The sequence below is a fragment of the Nocardia sp. CA-119907 genome (assembly GCF_050955995.1).
GTDB lineage: Bacteria > Actinomycetota > Actinomycetes > Mycobacteriales > Mycobacteriaceae > Nocardia.
In genome coordinates this window covers 2,729,453-2,748,269 of record NZ_CP192091.1, presented here as the reverse complement: position 1 = coordinate 2,748,269, position 18,817 = coordinate 2,729,453, and the positions used below count along the sequence as shown (strand labels likewise).

The following is an 18,817-nucleotide window of genomic DNA, read 5'->3' as shown; positions in this document are numbered from 1 at the left end:
GCTGCGGCACACACTGCCTCATCGGGATTCGACGAGGTCCTCCGGTAGGTCGTCATCGCTCGGGATCGGGAAGAAGCCCGAGTCGATGAAGGATCTGACGTAGGCGTCGAGCGCGGCAGCATCGATGGGTGGGCAGTGGATGTGTTGTTTGGCGAGCTCGATACGAGTATGGGTGTCGTCGATCGGGGCCGAAACCCCGCCATAGTTACCGCTGACCAGCGCGGCGCGCACCAGGGAGTCGTCGCCCGCCGCATCACGCGCCGCGGCTTGTTCGGCCAGCTTCGTCGCGATCTCCTCGACCGAGGCGATCGCGATCGGAATCCCGTGTCTGCGGATGGCTTCGAAGATGTCGCGAATTACCACCGACCGCGGGTTCACCAGGTGGTACGCCGCGCCGATCGCGGGCCGGTCGGCCAGCGTCACAATGGCAGATACCACGTAGTTCACCGGTACCAGCGACATCGCGGCGTCGGCGGTTTCGGGGGCGAGCCCGAGGATGGCGGCCGCCCGGATCATATTCCAGAACGAGTCGTCGACGCTGTTCACACCGAGCCGCGGATCGCCGCACACGATGCCGGGACGGTAGATGCTCACCGGCACACCGCGTGCGCCCGCCTGCCGAACCAGTTGCTCGGCAACCCATTTGCTGGCCACATATCCGTTTCCGGACACCTCGCCGAGGCTCAGCTCCGCATTCTCCCGGCCGATGAAATCCGGTGCGGTGACGGCCGGAATCACGGCATTGACGGTGGAGACGAAATGCACGGGCTTGATCCGGCCGGTGGTCGCCAGGCCGAGCACCTCGCGGGTACCCGAGACGTTCGCCGCGCGCAGCCGCGCATAGGGCTCGATGTGGTTGACGCGAGCTCCATTGTGGTAGATCGCATCGATCCGTTCGGCCAGCCGCGCGTAACCGGCCTGGTCGAGCCCGAGGCGGGGCGCTGCCAGATCACCTGCGACGGCGACGATTCGGGATTGGTAGGAGTCGTCCCAGATCCGGTACTGCTGCAGGGCGTCGCGGATCCGCTTGTATGCCCGCTCGTCATCGTCGCCGCGCACCAGGCACCAGACGCGAACCGGCGTGCTGGCCAGCAACTCTCGCAGCAGATGTGCGCCGACGAATCCGGTCGCACCGGTGAGCAGCACATCCCGGGGGGCTGCTGGACGCATGGGTGCGACACCTTCGGTATCGATCTCCGGTCCGAGCACGACATCGGTGTCGATCGTCGCGCCGTCATCGGTCGCGGGTACCGCCGCGGGTTCGTCCGGATAGTCGATGCGGGTGGCCAGGCCGCGCACCGTCGGCGCGGTGAACAATGCCGCCATCGGCACGTCGATGCCGAGCCGGGCGGCCAGCGCGCGCTGCAGTGTGAAGGCCAGCAGCGAGGTGCCGCCGAGTTCGAAGAAATCGTCCTCGGCACCGATCCGGGCCACGCCGAGCACCTCGGCATAGGCCGCGGCGACGGCCCGCTCGGTGGTGGTCTCCGGTGCCAGGTAATCGCGGGCTCGGAAAACCGGCCGCGGCAGCGCGGCACGATTCAGCTTCCCGCTGCCGTTCATCGGGAAGGATTCCAGCTCCATGATCACCGAGGGCACCATATAGGACGGCAGCACCTGTGCCAGCGCTTCGCGCACGGCATCGGCCGCGAGTTCGGTCGCCGGTACCACGTAGGCGACCAGCTGATCCCCGATATCCGATGCCGCCACCACGACCACGGCCTGCGCGACGGACGGCTCGGCGAGCAGCGCGGCCTCGATCTCCCCCAGCTCGATCCGGTGTCCGCGGATCTTCGCCTGGAAGTCGGTGCGGCCCAGGTACTCCAGCACGCCGTCGGCGCGGCGACGCACCAGATCACCGGTCCGGTACATCCGCGCACCCGGCGGCCCGTACGGATCGGCGACGAACCGATCCGCGGTCAGATCCGCGCGCCGCAGGTAGCCGCGCGCCAATTGGATTCCCGCCAAATACAGTTCGCCGACCACACCGGCGGGCGTCAGATGCAGTCGAGAATCGAGGACGTAGGTGCGGGTATTCCACAGCGCCACACCGATCGGCACCGTCGTCCGGTCGCTGGTGGACGCGGGCCGATACGTCACCGAGACCGCCGCCTCGGTGGGGCCGTACAGGTTGTGCAGCCCGGCATCCGACAGCGCGGCGAAATCGGCGACGGTGCCCGGCGGCAGTGCCTCACCGATGACGAACACCTCGCGCAGCGACGCCAACTGCTCGGTCCGGGCCGCGGCCAGGAACACCTGCAGCACGGACGGCACGAAATCGGTGACCGTCACCCGATGGGTGCTGATCAGGTCGGCGATGTAGCCCGGATCGCGCTGGCCGTCCGGCGCGGCGAGCACCAGCCGCGCGCCCACCCACAGCGGTACGAAGAAACCCCACAGCGATACGTCGAACGTGGTCGCGGTCTTCTGCAGGTAGACATCGTCGGGCCGGAACGCGTACTCCGCCACCATCCATTCGATCTGGTTGGTGATCGCGCGGTGCGACACCAGCACGCCCTTTGGCCTACCGGTCGACCCCGAGGTGAACAGCACGTACGCGGGGTGGTCCGGATGCAGCGGCGCGCGCAACTCGCCGGCGGCGACCGGATCGGCCGAGTATGCCGACAGATCGAGGGCATCGATATCGACGACCCGCGGCCCGGAAACCGACACCGGATGCCCGCTCGTCGTCAGCACGCACACGGGCTCGGCCGTGTGCAGTACATACGCGATCCGGTCGGCCGGATGGTCACGGTCCAGCGGCAGATACGCGCCGCCCGCGCTCAGCACCGCGTACATCGCGACCACCAGCTCCGGCGAACGCGGCATCGCAAGCGCCACTACGGATTCGGGACCGATCCCCTGCCCGATCAGATAGCGGGCCAGGCGGTTGACGCGCTCATCGAATTCCCGATAGGTCCAGGCCGTCGCGTCGTGCACGATCGCAACCGCCTCCGGTGCCGCGGTGACGGCGCGGCGGTAGCCGCTCAGCAGGGATTCGCCCGATACCGGATGCGTCGTGTCGACCGCATCCGATAGCAGTTGTGCGCGTTCGGCCGTATCGATCACCTCGATATCACCGAGGACGGCGCGCGGATCAGCGGCGATCACCGACAGCAGGCGGGTGAACCGGTCCACGAAACCCTGCACGGTGTGCTCGTCGAACATATCGGTGGCGTAGGTGACCACGCCGCCGATCCCGGTCGGTGTGCCGGCGGCGTCATAGGTGTCGCCGATCATCCAGTGCAGATCGAACTGCGATATCTCCGTGCCGATATCCAGGGTCGTGATCGCGAGCCCCGGCAACTCCAGTGCCACCAGTTCCATATTCTGGAACGACAGCGCCACCTGGTACAGCGGGTGCCGGGTGGTCGACCGCACCGGATTCAGCACATTGACCAGCCGTTCGAACGGCACGTCCGCGTTCGCGAAGGCCTGCAGATCGGTTTCGCGCTGACGTGCGAGCAGTTCGGTGAAGGTCGCGCCCGCGTCGTATCGGGTGCGGAAGACCACGGTGTTGATGAACATGCCGATCAGGTCGTCGAGCACCGCATCGCCGCGCCCGGCGATCGGCGAGCCGATGGCGATATCGTCGGTCGCCGACAATCGCGCCAGCAGCACCGCGAGTGCCGTGTGCACGACCATGAACAAGGTCGCACCCTCGGCGCGCGCCAATTCGGCCAGCGCCGTATGGGTTTCGGCGTCGATGCGAACCGACACCCGGCCACCGGCGGCGGACCGGAACAGCGGACGCGGCCGATCCGATGGCAGGTCGAGCTGATCGGGCAGACCAGCCAACTCCTGCCGCCAGTGGGCGATCTGCTGGGCTGCCACCGATTCCGGATCATCCTCGGTGCCGAGCACCTCGCGCTGCCAGATGCTGTAGTCGGCGTACTGCACCGCCAGCGGCGCCCACTCCGGTGCCGCCGCGGCGGAGCGTGCCACATACGCGGTCATCAGATCCCGGACCAGCGGGCCGAGTGACGAGCCGTCGGCGGCGATGTGGTGCACCACCATCGCCAGCACGTACTCGCGCCCTGGCACGGAATCCGGCGCGTCGGAGGAATCCGGGTGCGTCGCGTCGCCGAGATCGAACAGGGCGAGTCGGATGGGCACCTCGGTGGTGAGATCGAAGACCGTCTTCGCCAGATCGGCGACCGCGTCCGCCACCTCGGCCGGATCGATGGCCTCGATCCGCACCTGCGGTATCGCCTGGGTCGCGGGCAGGATCACCTGCACCGGAACCGGATTGGGGTCATCCGGGCCCGCCTCGGTGTACGGGTACACCGTGCGCAGGATCTCGTGGCGGGTGACCAGATCCCCGACCGCCTCCTGCAGTGCCGCGATATCGAGGGCGCCGCTCAAACGCACCGCCATCGGCACGTTGTAGGCCACCGAGGCGGTATCGAGGCGGTTGAGGAACCACATGCCCTGCTGCGCCAGCGACAATGGGATCCGCTCCGGTCGCGGACCGGCGATCGGCGCGGGACGGCCGCCGCCGGCCGAATGCTCGCGCAGTCGGTCCGCGAGGGCGGCCACGGTCGAGGCCTCGAACAGCAGCCGCACCGGGACCCGGGTATCGACCGCGGCGCCCAGCCGCGCCACCACCCGGGTGGCGGTCAGTGAGCTGCCGCCCAGTTCGAAGAAGTCGTCATCGGCACCGACCGGCATTGCGGGACGGAGCAATTCGGTGAAGACGCCCGCGACCAATTCCTCCAACGGTCCGGACGGCGCGCGGTACTCCCGCGCCCGCAGCACCGGCGCGGGCAAGGCGGCGCGGTCGAGTTTGCCGACCGGGGTCAGCGGGATCTCGTCGAGCACCATGACGGTGGTGGGCACCATATGTGCGGGCAGGCTGTTCGCGGCGAACGCGATGAGTTCGTCGCCGTCGGCCACCGCGCCGCTGGCGGCGCGCACATAGGAGACGAGAATGGTTGCACCGCTGGCGATTTCGTGACCAGCGGTAACCGCGAAGTCGACGGTGTCATGGGCCGCGAGCACGGCATCGATCTCGCCGAGTTCGATGCGGAAACCGCGGACCTTGACCTGGAAATCGTTGCGGCCCAGATACTCCAGCGCACCGTCGGCCGTCCGCCGAACCAGATCTCCGGTTCGGTACAGCCTGGCTCCGCCGAAATCGAATGGATTAGCCACGAACCGGGCCGCGGTCAGCGCGGGACGCTCGTGATATCCGCGGGCCAGCTGCGGCCCGGTGATGTAGAGCTCGCCGACGGCGCGATCGGGCACCGGAGACAAACGCTCATCCAGCACGTACTCGGTAATGGCGCGGATCGGCCCGCCGATGGTGACGCTCTCCCCCGGCACCAGCGGCGCGCTGATATTGGTCATGATCGTGGTCTCGGTCGGCCCGTACCCGTTGTAGAACTCACGGGTGCGCCGTCCGGCGATCGGAATTGTCCAGCGCCGCACCAACTCCGGCGGACATGCCTCGCCACCGGCGATCACCACGCGCAGTTTGTCCAGGCCGGTCGGGTCGACCGACGCCAGCGCCGCGGGGGTGATGAACGCGTGCGTCACCCGCTCCCGGCGTAGCAGCGCGGCCAATTCCTCACCGCCATAGACGCTCGGCGATACGACCACCATGGTCGCCGACCCGCCGATCGCCAGCAGCAACTCCAGCACCGACGCGTCGAATGATGGCGAGGCGAAATGCAGCGTGCGCGAACCGGTCGTTACCCGGTAGCGCTCGCGCTGTTCGTCGCAGAAGCTCGACAGTCCGGCCTGCGTGACGACCACGCCCTTGGGCTTGCCGGTCGATCCGGAGGTGTAGATGACATAGGCCGGATGCTCGGCGCGCAACGGGCGCGCTCGATCCGCGTCGGTAATCGGGGCGGCGGAGTGGTCGTAGAGGCGCGCATCGATATCGTCGGCATCGATGGCGAGCCACGCCACCTCGTCGGGTAGCTCGGCACCGACCGCCGCGACCGTAAGTCCGAGCACCGCACGCGAATCCGTGACCATGTGACGTACCCGCTCGGCGGGATAGTTGGGATCGACCGGTACGAATCCGGCACCGGTCTTGGCGACCGCCCATACCGCCAGCACCGACTCCGGTGACCGCGGAATGCCGACGGCGACCAGATCCTCCGGGCCGATACCGCGCTCGATCAGCAGCCGGGCCAGCCGGGTGGAGCGCTCGTCGAGGTCGACATAGTCCACTTCGGCCAGCCGCTCGCCGGCGTCGGCGAAGACCACGGCGACACCGTCCGGATTGCTTTCCACGGCCTCGGTCAACAGCTGCGGCAGCAATGTGACGGGTGCGTGCTCGGCCGGGTCCGTCCCGACGGACCGGACCGGTGCGATCAATGCCGGTTCGCGTTCACGGTTGTCGAGGATATCGATGTCACCGATGATCGCGCGCGGATCGGTGGCGACCGCGGTGAGGATCCGCGCGAACCGCCGACCGAGCCCTTGAATCGTCGCGTCCTCGAAAAGATCTGTCGCATAGGTGAATACGACGGCCAGCTCGTCCGGCGTCCCATCCTCACGGTGGCGCGGTTCGATGATCACCTGCAGGTCGAATTTCGCGACGACCTCGCCGACCTCCAGCGCGGAAACCGTCAGTCCGGGCAGCTCGAGGGCTGGCTGTTCGGTGTTCTGGAACGACAGCATCACCTGGAACAGCGGATTGTGCGCGCCGTCGCGTGCGGGTGCCATCACCTCGACCACCCGCTCGAAGGGGATATCGGCATGGGCGAAGGCGGACAGGTCGGTCTCGCGGACCTGTTCGACCAGCGACGCGAAGGTGGCGGCGCGGTCGATATCGGTGCGCAGCGTCAAGGTATTGACGAACATGCCGACCAGATCGTCCAGGGCGGCCGCGCCACGACCGGCGATCGGCGTGCCGATCGCGATATCGGAGCCACCGGAGAGCCGGGCCAGCAGTGTGGCCAATGCGGCATGGACGACCATGAACAATGATGAATTGTGCTCGCGCGCAAGGCGATCCAGCCCTGCGTGAATGTCCGCGGGGACGACCGTACTGCTCGACGCACCGCGCATCGATGGCCGCGCCGGACGCGGGTGGTCCGGCGGCAGCTGTGCGGCCGCCGAGACACCGGCCAGCTGGCCACGCCAGTACGCCAATTGCTGTGCGGCGATGGAGTTCTCATCGTCGTCGGTGCCGATAACCGTGCGCTGCCAGAGCGCGAAATCGGCGTACTGCACCGCCAGCGGCGCCCAGCCGGGCGCGGTACCCTCGGCGCGCGCCAGATAGGCGGTCGCCAGATCCCGCGCCAGCGGCGCCAGCGATACGCCGTCCGCCGAAATGTGGTGCACGACCACGACCAGCAGATGTTCGTTCGCGCTCGGGTCGGAGAACAACCGGATCCGCACGGGCGGATATTCGGTGACATCGAATCCCGTGGACAACAGTTCGGCGACCCGCTGGTGATCGTCGGCGGTGGCCGCCTCGACCGGCAACCCATCGGGCAGTGCTTGGGTCACCGACAGGATCTCCTGGCGCGGCAGCCCGTCCGGACCGTGCACCGGGAACCTCGTGCGCAGCGCTTCGTGGCGCTCCAGCACATCCGCGACGGCCTGCCCGAGTGCGGACACGTCGAGAGCGCCGCTCAGCCGAATCGCGAATGGCAGGTTGTAGGAAGGGGATTCGGTGTCGACCTGGTTGAGCACCCACATGCGGTACTGCGCCAGCGATAGCGGCACCACCCCCGGCCGTGCGGTCCGAGTCAGCGGGGGACGATCCGCCCCGGCACCGGAGCCCGGCGCGATGGCCGCGGCCAGTGCGGCGACCACCGGTGCGTCGAACAGCGCCCGCACCGGCACCCGCGCATCCAGCGCCGCACTCAGCCGGGCCACCACCTGGGCCGCGATCAGTGAGTTGCCACCGAGGGCGAAGAAGTCGTCATCGGCACCCACCCGCTCCGCGCCGAGCACATCGGCGAACACCCCGGCCACGACCTCCTCGATCGGGGTGGACGGGGCGCGGAAGTCCCGGGCGGTGAAGCTCGGCCGCGGCAAGGCCTTGCGGTCCAGCTTGCCGCTGGTATTGAGCGGGAATTCGGCCAACTCCACGACCGTGGCCGGAACCATATACGCGGGTAGCGTTTCCGCCAGCGCCGAAAGCAACCGCACCGAATCGATCGAGGCGCCCGGCGTGGGCACCACGTAGGCCACCAGCTGATCGCCGGGTTCCGACGGCAGCACCAGCACGGCGGATTGACCAATCGAAGCCTGGGCGAGTAGCGCCGATTCGATATCGCCGAGTTCGATGCGCAGACCCCGGAATTTGACCTGGAAGTCGGTGCGGCCCCGGTACTCGAGCACACCGCGTTCCTGGCCATCGAGCGCACGCCACACCACCAGGTCACCGGTCCGGTACATCCGCTCGCCGGAACCGAACGGGTTGGCCACGAACCGCTCCGCGGTCAGGTCAGGGCGCGCGACGTAGCCGCGGGCCAGCTGGTCACCGGCCAGATAGAGTTCGCCGGTGACACCGGCTGGCACCGGCCGCAATCGCGAATCCAGCACGTAGACCCGGGTGTTCCACGCCGGTGCACCGATCGGCACACCCGTGCGCTCGGCGCCGGAAGCAGGCCAGCTCGTGACCGATACCGCGGCCTCGGTCGGCCCGTAGAGATTGTGCACGGCGGCATCGGAGATCGCCCGCAGCGCGAGCACCGTCTCCGGCGGCAGCGCTTCACCGGCGACGAACAGCGTCCGCAGCGTCGAGACGGCGCCAGCACGCGTGTGCGCCGCGAATACCGAAAGCATCGATGGGACGAAGTCGGTGACGGTAACTCGCTGTGCCGCAATGGTTTCCGCGAGGTAGACCGGGTCGCGGTGGCCGTCGGGGGTGGCTATCACGAGCTTGGCACCCACCCGCAGCGGCAGGTAGTAGCCCCACAGCGAGACATCGAAGGTGACGGCGGTCTTCTGGAAGTAGACGTCGTCGACGCCCAATCGGTACTCGGCGAGCATCCAGGTGATCTGGTTGTGGATCGCGCCGTGCGATACCGCGACCCCCTTCGGGCGTCCAGTGGAGCCCGAGGTGAAGATCACGTACGCCGCGTTGTCCGGACGGACCGGTCGCAGCAGTTCCTCGGCACGCACCGGGGCGCCGTCGAATCCGTCCAGCTCCTCGGTGTCGAGGTTCAGCACCGCGAGCCCGTCCGGCACCGGTACGGCATCCGCGGTCGTGGTGACCACGCACGCCAGCTCGGCGCTGCTCAGAATGTGCCCGATCCGCTCGGCCGGATGATCCGGATCCAGCGGTACGTACGCGGCACCGGCAGTGCCGATCGCATAGATGCCGACGACCGATTCCAGCGAACGCCGGACCGCGAGGCCGACCAGCGAATCGGCACCGACACCGCGCGAAATCAGCAGGCGCGCAAGTCTATTGACACGCTCATCGAAATCCCGGTACGTCAGCTCGCGGCCCTCGTAGACCACCGCCACCCGATCCGGATGCGCCCGCACCGCGCGGCGGTAGCCCTCCAGCAGCAGCTCCGGTTCGACCGGTTGCCGGGTATCGTTCCAGTCCAGCAGGATTCGATCCCGTTCGGCGCCGGTCAGCATGATGTCGATATCGCCGATCCGAGCGGCGGGATCGCCGAGCAGCGCCTCCAGCACCCGGATCAGACGTGCGGCAAGGGTTTCCACCGCCTCGGCGGTAAAGCGATCGCCCAAATACTTCCACGTCAGTTCGAGCGTCGAGGCCGCGGTCACCAGCAGTGTCAACGGGTAGTGCGTATCGTCGCGCAAACCGACACCGGTCACCGACATGCCGTCGACGGAATCGGCGGCGGCGATCGCCTCCGGGGCGATCGGGTACGACTCGAATACCAGGAGGGTGTCGAATTGTGCTCCGGCCCCGGCGATCCGCTGGATGTCGGTGAGACCCACATGGTGGTGGTCGAGCAGACCGGCCTGCTCGCGTTGCACGGACCGCAGGAACTCGCCGACCGCCAACCTGCCATCGACCCGCACGCGCACCGGCAGCGTATTGATGAACAAGCCGACCATCGACTCCACGCCGGACAGTTCGGCCGGACGGCCGGACACCGTGGTGCCGAACACCACGTCGGCGCGGCCGGTGAGCCGCCCGAGCAGAATGCCCAACGCCGCCTGCATCAGGGTATTCACGGTGACGCCGAGTTCGGTGGCCTGCTCGGTGATCCGGCGGGTGCGGTCGGCGTCGATCTCGGTGACGATCTTGCCGATCTCGTGGCGTTCGGCGGTGCGCGGGGGTGGCGCCAGCCGAGTCGGCTCGTCCACGCCGGACAGCGCCTGCGCCCACGCCCGCAGCGACGCCTCCCGATCCCGACCGGCCAGCCAGCTCAGGAAGGTGCGGTAGGAGGGCACGCGCGGCAGCGCGGACTGATCGCCCCGAGTCGCGTAGAGCACCAGCACATCTCGCATCAGCAGCGGCATCGACCAGCCGTCGAGCAGGATGTGGTGGGTGGTGATCACCAGATGCCACTGCTCGGTGCGGTACAGGGTGAACCGCAGCAGTGGCGCCACCGACATGTCGAAATGGGTTTCCCGCTCCTGCACGACCAGCCGCCGCAACTCCGGCAGCCGCTCGGACTCGGGCAGGTGCGTCAGATCAACCGACCGCCATGGCACCTCGACCCGTTCCAGCACCACCTGCACGGGGTGACCGTCGGCGTCGGTGACGAATGCGGTCCGCAGGTTCGGATACCGGTCCACGATGCCCTGCGCCGCGGCCCGCAGCCGCTCGACGTCCACGGTGCCGCCCAGGTCAACCGTCGCCTGAGTGGTGTAGACATCGACACTCGACTCGGCCAATAGCGCGTGGAAGAGCAGGCCCGACTGCAGCGGCGACAGCGGCCATACATCCGAGAGGGCCGGGTAATCCCGTTCCCACCCTTCGATATCGGACTGGCCGACGCTGACCAGCGCCAGATCCGACGGCGTGCGGCCACCGGCCTCCGGGCGCCGCACATGCTCGGCCAGTGCGTGCAGCGCGGCGACCCACAGGTCGGCGAGCTCCTGCGCCCGCTCGCGCGACAACAGCCCGCTCGGGAAGGCGAACGACGCACCGAGCTCCGGACCGTCCGGCCCGTCGGTGACGATCGCGTTGATATCGATCACGCCGTTCGCCGGCATGTCCGGATCCAGCTCGGCATCCAGCTGCCCCAGATCCGCGACCGGCACCCAGCCCCGATCACCGAACTCGGCTGGGATCTCCCCTGTCGACATGCGACCCAGATAGTTGAAGCTGATCTGACCGGCATCGCCCAACGACGCGGCGGTCTGCGGGTTCAGATAGCGCAGCAGACCGTAGCCGAGCCCCTTGTCGGGGATCGCCAGCAGCTGCTCCTTCACCGATTTCACGATGTCGCCCATGGCTTTTCCGCCCGCGAATGCCACGCCGACATCCGCGCCCGCGAGATCGAGCCGCACCGGATAGGCGCTGGTGAACCAGCCGACCGTACGGGACAGATCCGCGCCCGCGACGACACCCTCTTCGCGACCGTGGCCTTCCAACTTGACCAGCACGGCACTGCCGGAGGTCTCGCCACGCCATTTGCTCACCGCCAGTGCCAGCGCGGACAGCAGGCCATCGTTGACACCGCCGCGATACCGGCTCGGAATCGCGGTCAGCACCGCATCGGTCACCCCGGCGGGCAACGTCACCTGGATACGGTCGACGGTGGCGAAGGTGTCCACCGCCGGATCGAAGGCACGCATACCGAGCAGCGGCTGCGCGGTAGCCGAAACCTGTTGCCAGAATGGCAGTTCCGCGATACGGGCGGGATCCCGCGCCGCGTCGAGCAGGGCGTGCGCCCAGCGCCGCATCGAGGTTCCGTTGGCGGGCAACGCCACCGGCTGCCCGGCCGCCAGCTGCGACCAAGCCACCGCCAGATCCGGAATCAGAATCCGCCAGGACACGCCGTCGACCACGAAATGGTGCGCGATGACCAGCAATACATCGCGACGGACCCCGGACTCCGGGAAGGCGAACCAGACGAACCGCACCATCACCGCGTTCGCGGGATCGAGCCGACCCAGCGCCGCGTTGTATTCGATATTCGCCCGCTGCGACAGCTCCGCGTCCGAGATATCGGCGGGCAGCTCGACCCGGTCGACCAGAGCATCGATGTCCAGAGCGCCACGCTCGAGCGCCTCGAAGACCCATGGGGTGTCGGCCGCGGTCGCGGCGCTGGCGCGCAGCCGTGCGCGCAGCACGTCATGGTGATCGAATACCGCACCGATGGTCGCGACCAAGGTTTCGCGATCGATGCCGTCGGGCAGTGCGAGCGCCATCGACTGCGAGAACCGTTGGTACGATGCGCCATTCGACAGCGTCGCCGCCAGCAGCGGCGTCAACGGGATCTCGCCGACCCCGCCGCCCGACAGTTCCGCCAACCGCTGCTGCTGTGCATCACCTGCCAACGTAGCGATCTCGGCCAATGCCTCGACGGTGCGATGATCGAAGACATCCCGTGCGGTGAACACGACACCGCGCGCTTTGGCCCGCGACACCAGTTGAATCGACAGGATCGAATCGCCACCCAGTGCGAAGAACGAATCGTCCAGACCGACCCGCTCGACACCGAGCACCGCCGCGAATATCTCGGCGATGATCGTTTCGATTTCGCGCACGGGAGCACGGAATTCGCTGGCGGCGAAGACGGGTTCCGGCAGCGCGTTTCGGTCCAGCTTGCCGATCGGGGTGAGCGGAAGGTGGTCGAGCACCACGATCGACGCCGGAACCATGTACTCCGGCAACCGCTCCCCGACGAAGGTCGCGAGTTCGACGGTGTCCACACCGCTCCCAGCATGCGGCAGCACATACGCCACCAGGACCTTCGCACCGGAGGGCAGCGTCTTGCCGAGGGTCACGGCATAGTCGATCTCGGGATGGGCGCTCAGCGCATTGTCGATCTCACCCAGCTCGATACGGAAACCACGGATCTTGACCTGGAAGTCCGTCCGGCCCAAGTACTCGAGGGTGCCGTCGGTTCCGTTGCGTCGCACCAGATCACCGGTGCGATACAAACGTCCACCGGGATTGCCGGGGTCCAACTCGTGCGGGCTGGCCACGAACCGTTCCGCGGTCAGTCCCGGCCGTCCGAGATATCCCTGGGCCAGCGCCGCTCCCGACAGGTACAACTCACCGGTCACTCCCGCGGGCACCGGCCGCAACCGGGCGTCCAGCACGAATGCGCCAACTCCCGCGAGCGCGGTGCCGATCGTGATCGGCTCGTCCGGCAGCAGTTCCCCCAAGGTCGCCCATACCGTCACTTCCGTCGGGCCGTATACGTTGACGAAACGCCGCCCGTCGCGCGCCCAACGTCCCACCAGTTCCGGGCCGCACGCCTCGCCGCCGACCGCCACCATCTCGAGATGCTCGAGCCCGGCCGGCTCCACCGACTCCAGCGCACCCGGCGTGATGATCATGTGGGTGACCCGTTCACGCCGCAGCAGCTCCGTCAGCTCGGGGCCACCGGATGCGTGCGGCGGCGCCACCACCAGCGTCGCTCCTGACGAGAAGGCCAGCAGCAGTTCGAGCACCGAGGGGTCGAAATTCGGCGAGCACACGTGCAGGAGCAGTGAACCCTCGCGCACCCCGGAGACTTCCCGCGCCGCGGCCAACAGCCCACCGAGACCGGCATGGGTGACCATCACACCCTTGGGTTTCCCGGTCGATCCCGAGGTGTAGATGACATATGCGGGGTGCCGGTGATCGACCGGGCGCACCCGGTCGGCATAGGAGATCGGGTGGCCCGGCCGCGCACCGATTCGCCCGGCCAGCACCGGATCATCGAGTTCGAGCCAGTCCACACTCGCGCCGAGTACCGGCCGGTGTGCCGTGGTGGTCAACCCGAGCACCGCACCCGAATCCGCGAGGATGTGCGCGATCCGCTCGGACGGATATCCGGGATCCACCGGCACATACGCCGCGCCGGTCTTCGCGATCGCCCATACGGCCAGCACCGATTCGACGCTGCGCGTGATCCCGATCGCCACCACATCGCCCGCGCCGACCCCGCGTGCGATCAGCTCGCGCGCCAACCGGGAGGACAGTTCGTCGAGTTCCCGGTACGTCAACTTCCGACCATCGGCTGGATCGCCCGACGGATCGAACCGGATGGCGACGGCGTCGGCCGCCGATTCCACAGCGGCCGCGAGCAAGTTCGCGAAAAGTAGACCTACCCGGCGACGACTACCACGTGTGGAACGACGATCCCTAGCCACTTCCGGTACTACACCTTTCAACTATGCCGAACCTGCCCACGGGGGTACCACACCTCAATAAGTGGAACGTGATTCACGAACGGACGATCAATCGTCACGGGCCGAGCGCGCATCATACAAGCAGCGTATTTCCGCATGATCCCAACGATGGGAGGTGCTCCGGCAGTATCGCAGTAGCCGTCCCGCTGCCAGCCAGCGCCACTCCGAAGTAGTGCGATCTCGCTATCGCGATACTACTGCGCAAACCTCGTGTGCCGCCTCCACTTCCAACACAATCTCCGCTAACCGATCAGCACGTGTGCATACCTGCACTCTGACCACAACCGCAGATAACCAGCTGACACCCGGCAACGCAATTCATCGGGCAGTCGGCCCGACGACCGGGCTGGTCGCCACCACGAAACGTGATAACCCCCACACATTCGTGGCAGCGGATCCGATGTTGACTTCGGTCACATGGACTGATCAGCCGAAATAGTAGAGCTCGAAGCCGACGGCGTGAGCGGCGGGGAAGCCCGGCTTCGGCGCGGTTGCCATATCGATCACCGCGCGGACCTGGTGGGCGACCGGCTCGGGGCTGAGCACCTCGAGGTAGCGGCGGTGTGCGGCCAGTGAGGCGGCGGCCTGTTCGAGGGTGACGGTGACATCGACGGCATGAGTGCCATTAGGGCCGACCACCGCGGCCAAGCGGGCCGACCACGGGGTTTCGGTGAGGTCGGGGAAGATCCACTCGTTGCCCGCATCGGAGATCGCGTCGAGGGCGGCGCGCCCGACGGCGCGATGGTCGGCACTATTGGCATAGCCGGGCGCCCAGGTGTCACCAAAGTTGAACAGCACCACCAACTCCGGTCGATGGCGGCGGATCGCGGCGGCCAGATCACGACGCAGACCTAGGGATTCCTCGACGCGGCCGTCCGGATAGCCGAGGAATTCCACCTCGTGCACGCCGACCACCTTGGCGGCGGCGATCTCCTCGGCCTCGCGCAGAGGGCCGGCCTCGGCGGGCGGCATGCCCGCGATCCCGGCCTCACCCGAGGTGACCAGAACATAGCGAATGTCCTTACCCTGTCCCGTCCATCGCGCCACGGCGGCGGCCGCGCCGTATTCGATATCGTCGGGGTGGGCCACGATCACGAGGCCGCGCTGCCAGTCTTCGGGAACATGCTCCACGCGGATCATTCAAGCAGACGCCCGCACGCACCCCTGGCCGCTGCCCGAAACGCGGATAGGCCGTGTGCGCCCACAGCGGGCGGCACACGGCCTACCTCTCGGTACCGCACCGCCCGTAAGTCCCGGCGGGCGTGCGGCTTTGCTCCTGCGGGTGCTACAGCTTGCTCACGGTGGAGTTGTCCGAGCCCGATACCGCCTTGTACAGCAGGTAGAGCCCGAATACGACCGCGCTGATCACCAGGATCGGGAACAGCCCCTTGATCAACGCACCGATGATGGCGAGCGCGATCCAGACGACCGCTACGACACCGATGATTTTCCACAACATGCCAGCCTCCAGAAGGTCTCGGGCGAACCGCCATCCGACGATCCGACCCCTCCATGCTGGCAGCCCGAAAACGATAAATCACCAGCTCAGCACGGATATCCGGGTGAAGATCAGGGTTCACCCTGAGGGCATTCGACGCATCTTGTCATTGACAAGATGCGTCAGAGTGTGGAACCTTTGAGCGCAGTCGCCGCCCAGGCGCGACCAGCCCGTAGCTTCAGTCGAAAGAGCAGCCCATGCCCACCCTTCCGTGGATGACCGTGAACGCCCCCACCACATCCGAGGCGCAGTGCATGGCCTCCCGCCTCGAGGTCAAATCCGTTCGGCACGCACCGGCATTCCTGCTGGCTTCGCTGACACTGTGGCGCCAAGCCCGCCGCTCCCCCGGCGCGCTCGGTGTCGCTTTGAAGGCGGAAATGTGGAAGGGCACCTTCTGGACCTACTCCGCCTGGACCGATAAGGCGGCGATCTATGCCTACGCGGGCGCCGAACCGCACCGGTCGACCGTGCAGCGCAAGCGAAAGGTCATGCGCGAGGCCACCTTCGTGTTCTTCACCGCACCGGTCGACGAATTGCCGATGTCCTGGGATGAAATCCGGCGCCGCATCGCCGAGCAGCGGGATTCGGCGAAGTCCGAATAACACTGCCGCCGGTGGTCATTCGGCCCGCTTGGCGTGGCGGCCGACCGATATCCTGCGCACCACGGTCAGGACCGTGACCACCATGACCGTCACCAGTTCCAGCAGGTTCCAGGCAATCCGATCCGGGGTGGATTCGACCACCGTGTCCGGCGCTCGGTGTGGTGCGGCGATGCTCGGCGTTTCCGGCGCTTTCACGGGCGCCGGTGCGGCAGCGGGGAATTCCGACGGGACGACCGGCGCAGCGGATATCGGTGGTGGCTGCGGGCCGGGTGCCGGCGGGCCGAGTTGGAGGGGGATGCCGGGCTCCGGCGGCACCGGGGCCGGAAGTTGGAGCAGACAGCTCAGCAGCGCGCTTCCGGTGACCGCGCTGCCGACGACGACACTGCCGAGCGCGGATCCACTCGAACCGACCGAGCCGGTGCCCACCAGAGCGGGGCCCACCACGCCGCTACCGCCCGACCCCCCGCTACCGGTGGCCAACCCGAGCAGGATCGTCGTGCTACCGATTACGGCGCTGCCGGTGCAGGCCGACTGAACACTGCCCGGAGCGAGCCCCAACGCCTCGCCAGTACCAGCCGCCGAATCCGCACGCGGCACCGGATGCCCGAATGTGTCATCGGCGCCGTCGGCTCGACCATCGCTGTCGGTCGCGCCGACACCGGCAGCTGCACTGCCCGGCATGGCACCACGCGAGGTCGCGCCACCCGGAATCGCACTGCCGGTGGCGAGGGGCGCGCCGCTTCTCGGCTCGAGATCCAGAGCGCCTCCGGCGGATCCGCTACCGATACCGTCATTCCGGAAATCCGGGGCCGCACTTCCTGTTCCGACCGTGTCATTAGACGCACTGCCGGTACCGATAGCACCGATGAGCGGCCACTCGGGCGGCACCGAATCGGCCCGAGCGGGCTGGCCCGCGAACAGCCCCGCAGCCAGCGGAATCGCCGTTACCACGACCAATCCCCGTGCGGCCCCTCGTCTTCGCATCACGAACACCATCTGCCGATACCCCATCCGTCGCAGCTACCCGGTCCGAAATGACTCGTCAGGTGATGTTCTGATAGCGGGACATCGCGTATTCGAAGGCGTCCCTCGGAACGCTGTTTCCGCCCGAGAACGGCCGATCGAGGTTGTAGATCGCCAGCACAGCCGAGCCGACGACGACACCGAGCAGCGCGGTCATCAGCAGACTGCGTTTGGTGACCTCGACGCCGTTCAGCACCGCCGTGCACAGCAGCAGGACCGTGCCGAACCACAAAGCCGCGTAGAGGAATCCGGGCATGTGATAGCTGGCGTCCATGGCACGGTCCTGGCGCGCCTCGGCGACCGCGTCGAGACTGTCCATCGCCTTCGTGCGCAGTTCGCCGACGTCCGGATCCGTCGAGTTCACCGATGCGACGGCATCGCGCAAGCTGTCGAAGGTCTCCTGTGTCGGCTGGCTCAGCCGCCGGTCCGCCTGCATGATCGGCCACTCCTGGGTGAGCACCTGATCGGTGTAATCCCGCACCAGCCCCTGGATCTGCCGGTGTTCCGGATCGGGCAGCGCATGCGCGGTCCAATAGGTATCCACCAGCGCCTTCGCCTCGGCAATGGTGTGATTGTGCGCATTGTCGTACTCCTGCCAGAGAATCACCACCACGAAGGCGACCACGGCCAGAAACAGCGTATTGATCAGCTCGAGCACCAGGGATCCGGCCGATTCATCATCGGTCTCCACCCACGACAGCGGCCGCAGTCGATCCCCGATGACGAAGACGGCCACCGCGATAACCGCCGCTACGGCGGGGACGAGGAATATCAGAACCATGTAGGGACGCCACCTCCCAAGACGAACCGGCACAACGGATCTCGCCGCATGGCTTGATCGCCGAGGTCGCCCACGGCGATCGTCAACAGCGTCGATCACCAGTTATTCGGGGCCACCGCCCGGATGGATGACCGCCCAGCACAATTCGTGCGGAGGCATCGGATAGGCATGGGGCGCCGCCAGTTTCGGTCAGACGGCGTCGAGTTCGATACGTCGGATGATGCCCATGCCCGAGAGGGCGACCACGGCGAGTAGCCATGTGCCGACACGAACCACAGCGCGGTATCGAACGAGCCGGTCGAGGCAAGGAGATAGCCGATGACGTTCGGGTGACGATGCCCGCGGTAGCGGCCGAGTCGAGAAGACACGCACGAGCATGTGCCGATCGAGTCGAGTGCGCCGCGCCCCAGTGCCGTCCTTGGTTGTATCGAGGTCGACCAATGCGCCACCGGGGGCGATCGTCTCGAGTTCGGCCGGGGTGACCCGTCGGTGCGCCGCGGGAGATACAGCCAGCGCCACCAGAATACGGCCAACCCGAGCACCCCGAGCAGTACGAATACCCAGCGCCAGCCGAACTGATCGGTAATCCAGGCCATTACCGGGGCGAACATCACGGTCGCGAAGTATTGGGCGGAATTGGAAAACGGCTGTGGCACGGCCCCGTTC

At 67.4% G+C, this 18,817-nt stretch carries 6 protein-coding genes and 1 pseudogene; 1 reads left to right on the top strand and 6 read right to left on the bottom strand.

The features are described from left to right. Positions 1-18: 18 nt before the first annotated feature. From ACQP2D_RS12330 to ACQP2D_RS12320, 3 genes and pseudogenes are all read right to left on the bottom strand, one after another. Positions 19-14,157, bottom strand: a pseudogene (locus ACQP2D_RS12330) (amino acid adenylation domain-containing protein); the annotation flags it as partial. A 516-nt stretch (positions 14,158-14,673) separates the two neighbouring features. Beyond that, on the bottom strand, positions 14,674-15,378 hold the full coding sequence (locus tag ACQP2D_RS12325; protein ID WP_433683834.1) for a PIG-L deacetylase family protein: 705 nt from the start codon (positions 15,376-15,378) through the stop codon (positions 14,674-14,676). A gap of 154 nt (positions 15,379-15,532) precedes the next feature. Beyond that, on the bottom strand, positions 15,533-15,706 hold the full coding sequence (locus ACQP2D_RS12320; RefSeq protein ID WP_169810825.1) for a hypothetical protein: 174 nt from the start codon (positions 15,704-15,706) through the stop codon (positions 15,533-15,535). 236 nt (positions 15,707-15,942) lie between these two features. Here ACQP2D_RS12320 and ACQP2D_RS12315 point away from each other — a divergent pair, with 236 nt between their 5' ends. After that, positions 15,943-16,347, top strand: a complete 405-nt coding sequence (locus ACQP2D_RS12315) for a hypothetical protein (RefSeq protein ID WP_433683833.1) — start codon at positions 15,943-15,945, stop codon at positions 16,345-16,347. A 15-nt stretch (positions 16,348-16,362) separates the two neighbouring features. Here ACQP2D_RS12315 and ACQP2D_RS12310 read toward each other — a convergent pair whose 3' ends face one another. The 3 genes from ACQP2D_RS12310 to ACQP2D_RS12300 all read right to left on the bottom strand — a co-directional run bounded on the left by ACQP2D_RS12310 (position 16,363) and on the right by ACQP2D_RS12300 (position 18,747). Then, entirely contained in the window at positions 16,363-17,331 is a 969-nt protein-coding gene (locus ACQP2D_RS12310; protein ID WP_433683832.1) for a hypothetical protein, read from the bottom strand. 58 nt (positions 17,332-17,389) lie between these two features. Beyond that, complete coding sequence (locus tag ACQP2D_RS12305; protein WP_433683831.1) at positions 17,390-18,151, bottom strand: DUF4239 domain-containing protein; 762 nt, start codon at positions 18,149-18,151, stop codon at positions 17,390-17,392. A gap of 95 nt (positions 18,152-18,246) precedes the next feature. Then, positions 18,247-18,747 (bottom strand): hypothetical protein, encoded by a 501-nt coding sequence (locus tag ACQP2D_RS12300; protein ID WP_433685627.1) that lies wholly within the window; start codon positions 18,745-18,747, stop codon positions 18,247-18,249. Positions 18,748-18,817 lie beyond the last annotated feature (70 nt).

Coding starts and splice junctions, on each gene's coding strand:
- ACQP2D_RS12305 (WP_433683831.1), bottom strand. CDS start 18,151: ATGGTTCTGATATTCCTCGTCCCCGCCGTAGCGGCGGTTATCGCGGTG.
- ACQP2D_RS12315 (WP_433683833.1), top strand. CDS start 15,943: ATGCCCACCCTTCCGTGGATGACCGTGAACGCCCCCACCACATCCGAG.
- ACQP2D_RS12300 (WP_433685627.1), bottom strand. CDS start 18,747: ATGGCCTGGATTACCGATCAGTTCGGCTGGCGCTGGGTATTCGTACTG.
- ACQP2D_RS12310 (WP_433683832.1), bottom strand. CDS start 17,331: ATGCGAAGACGAGGGGCCGCACGGGGATTGGTCGTGGTAACGGCGATT.
- ACQP2D_RS12320 (WP_169810825.1), bottom strand. CDS start 15,706: ATGTTGTGGAAAATCATCGGTGTCGTAGCGGTCGTCTGGATCGCGCTC.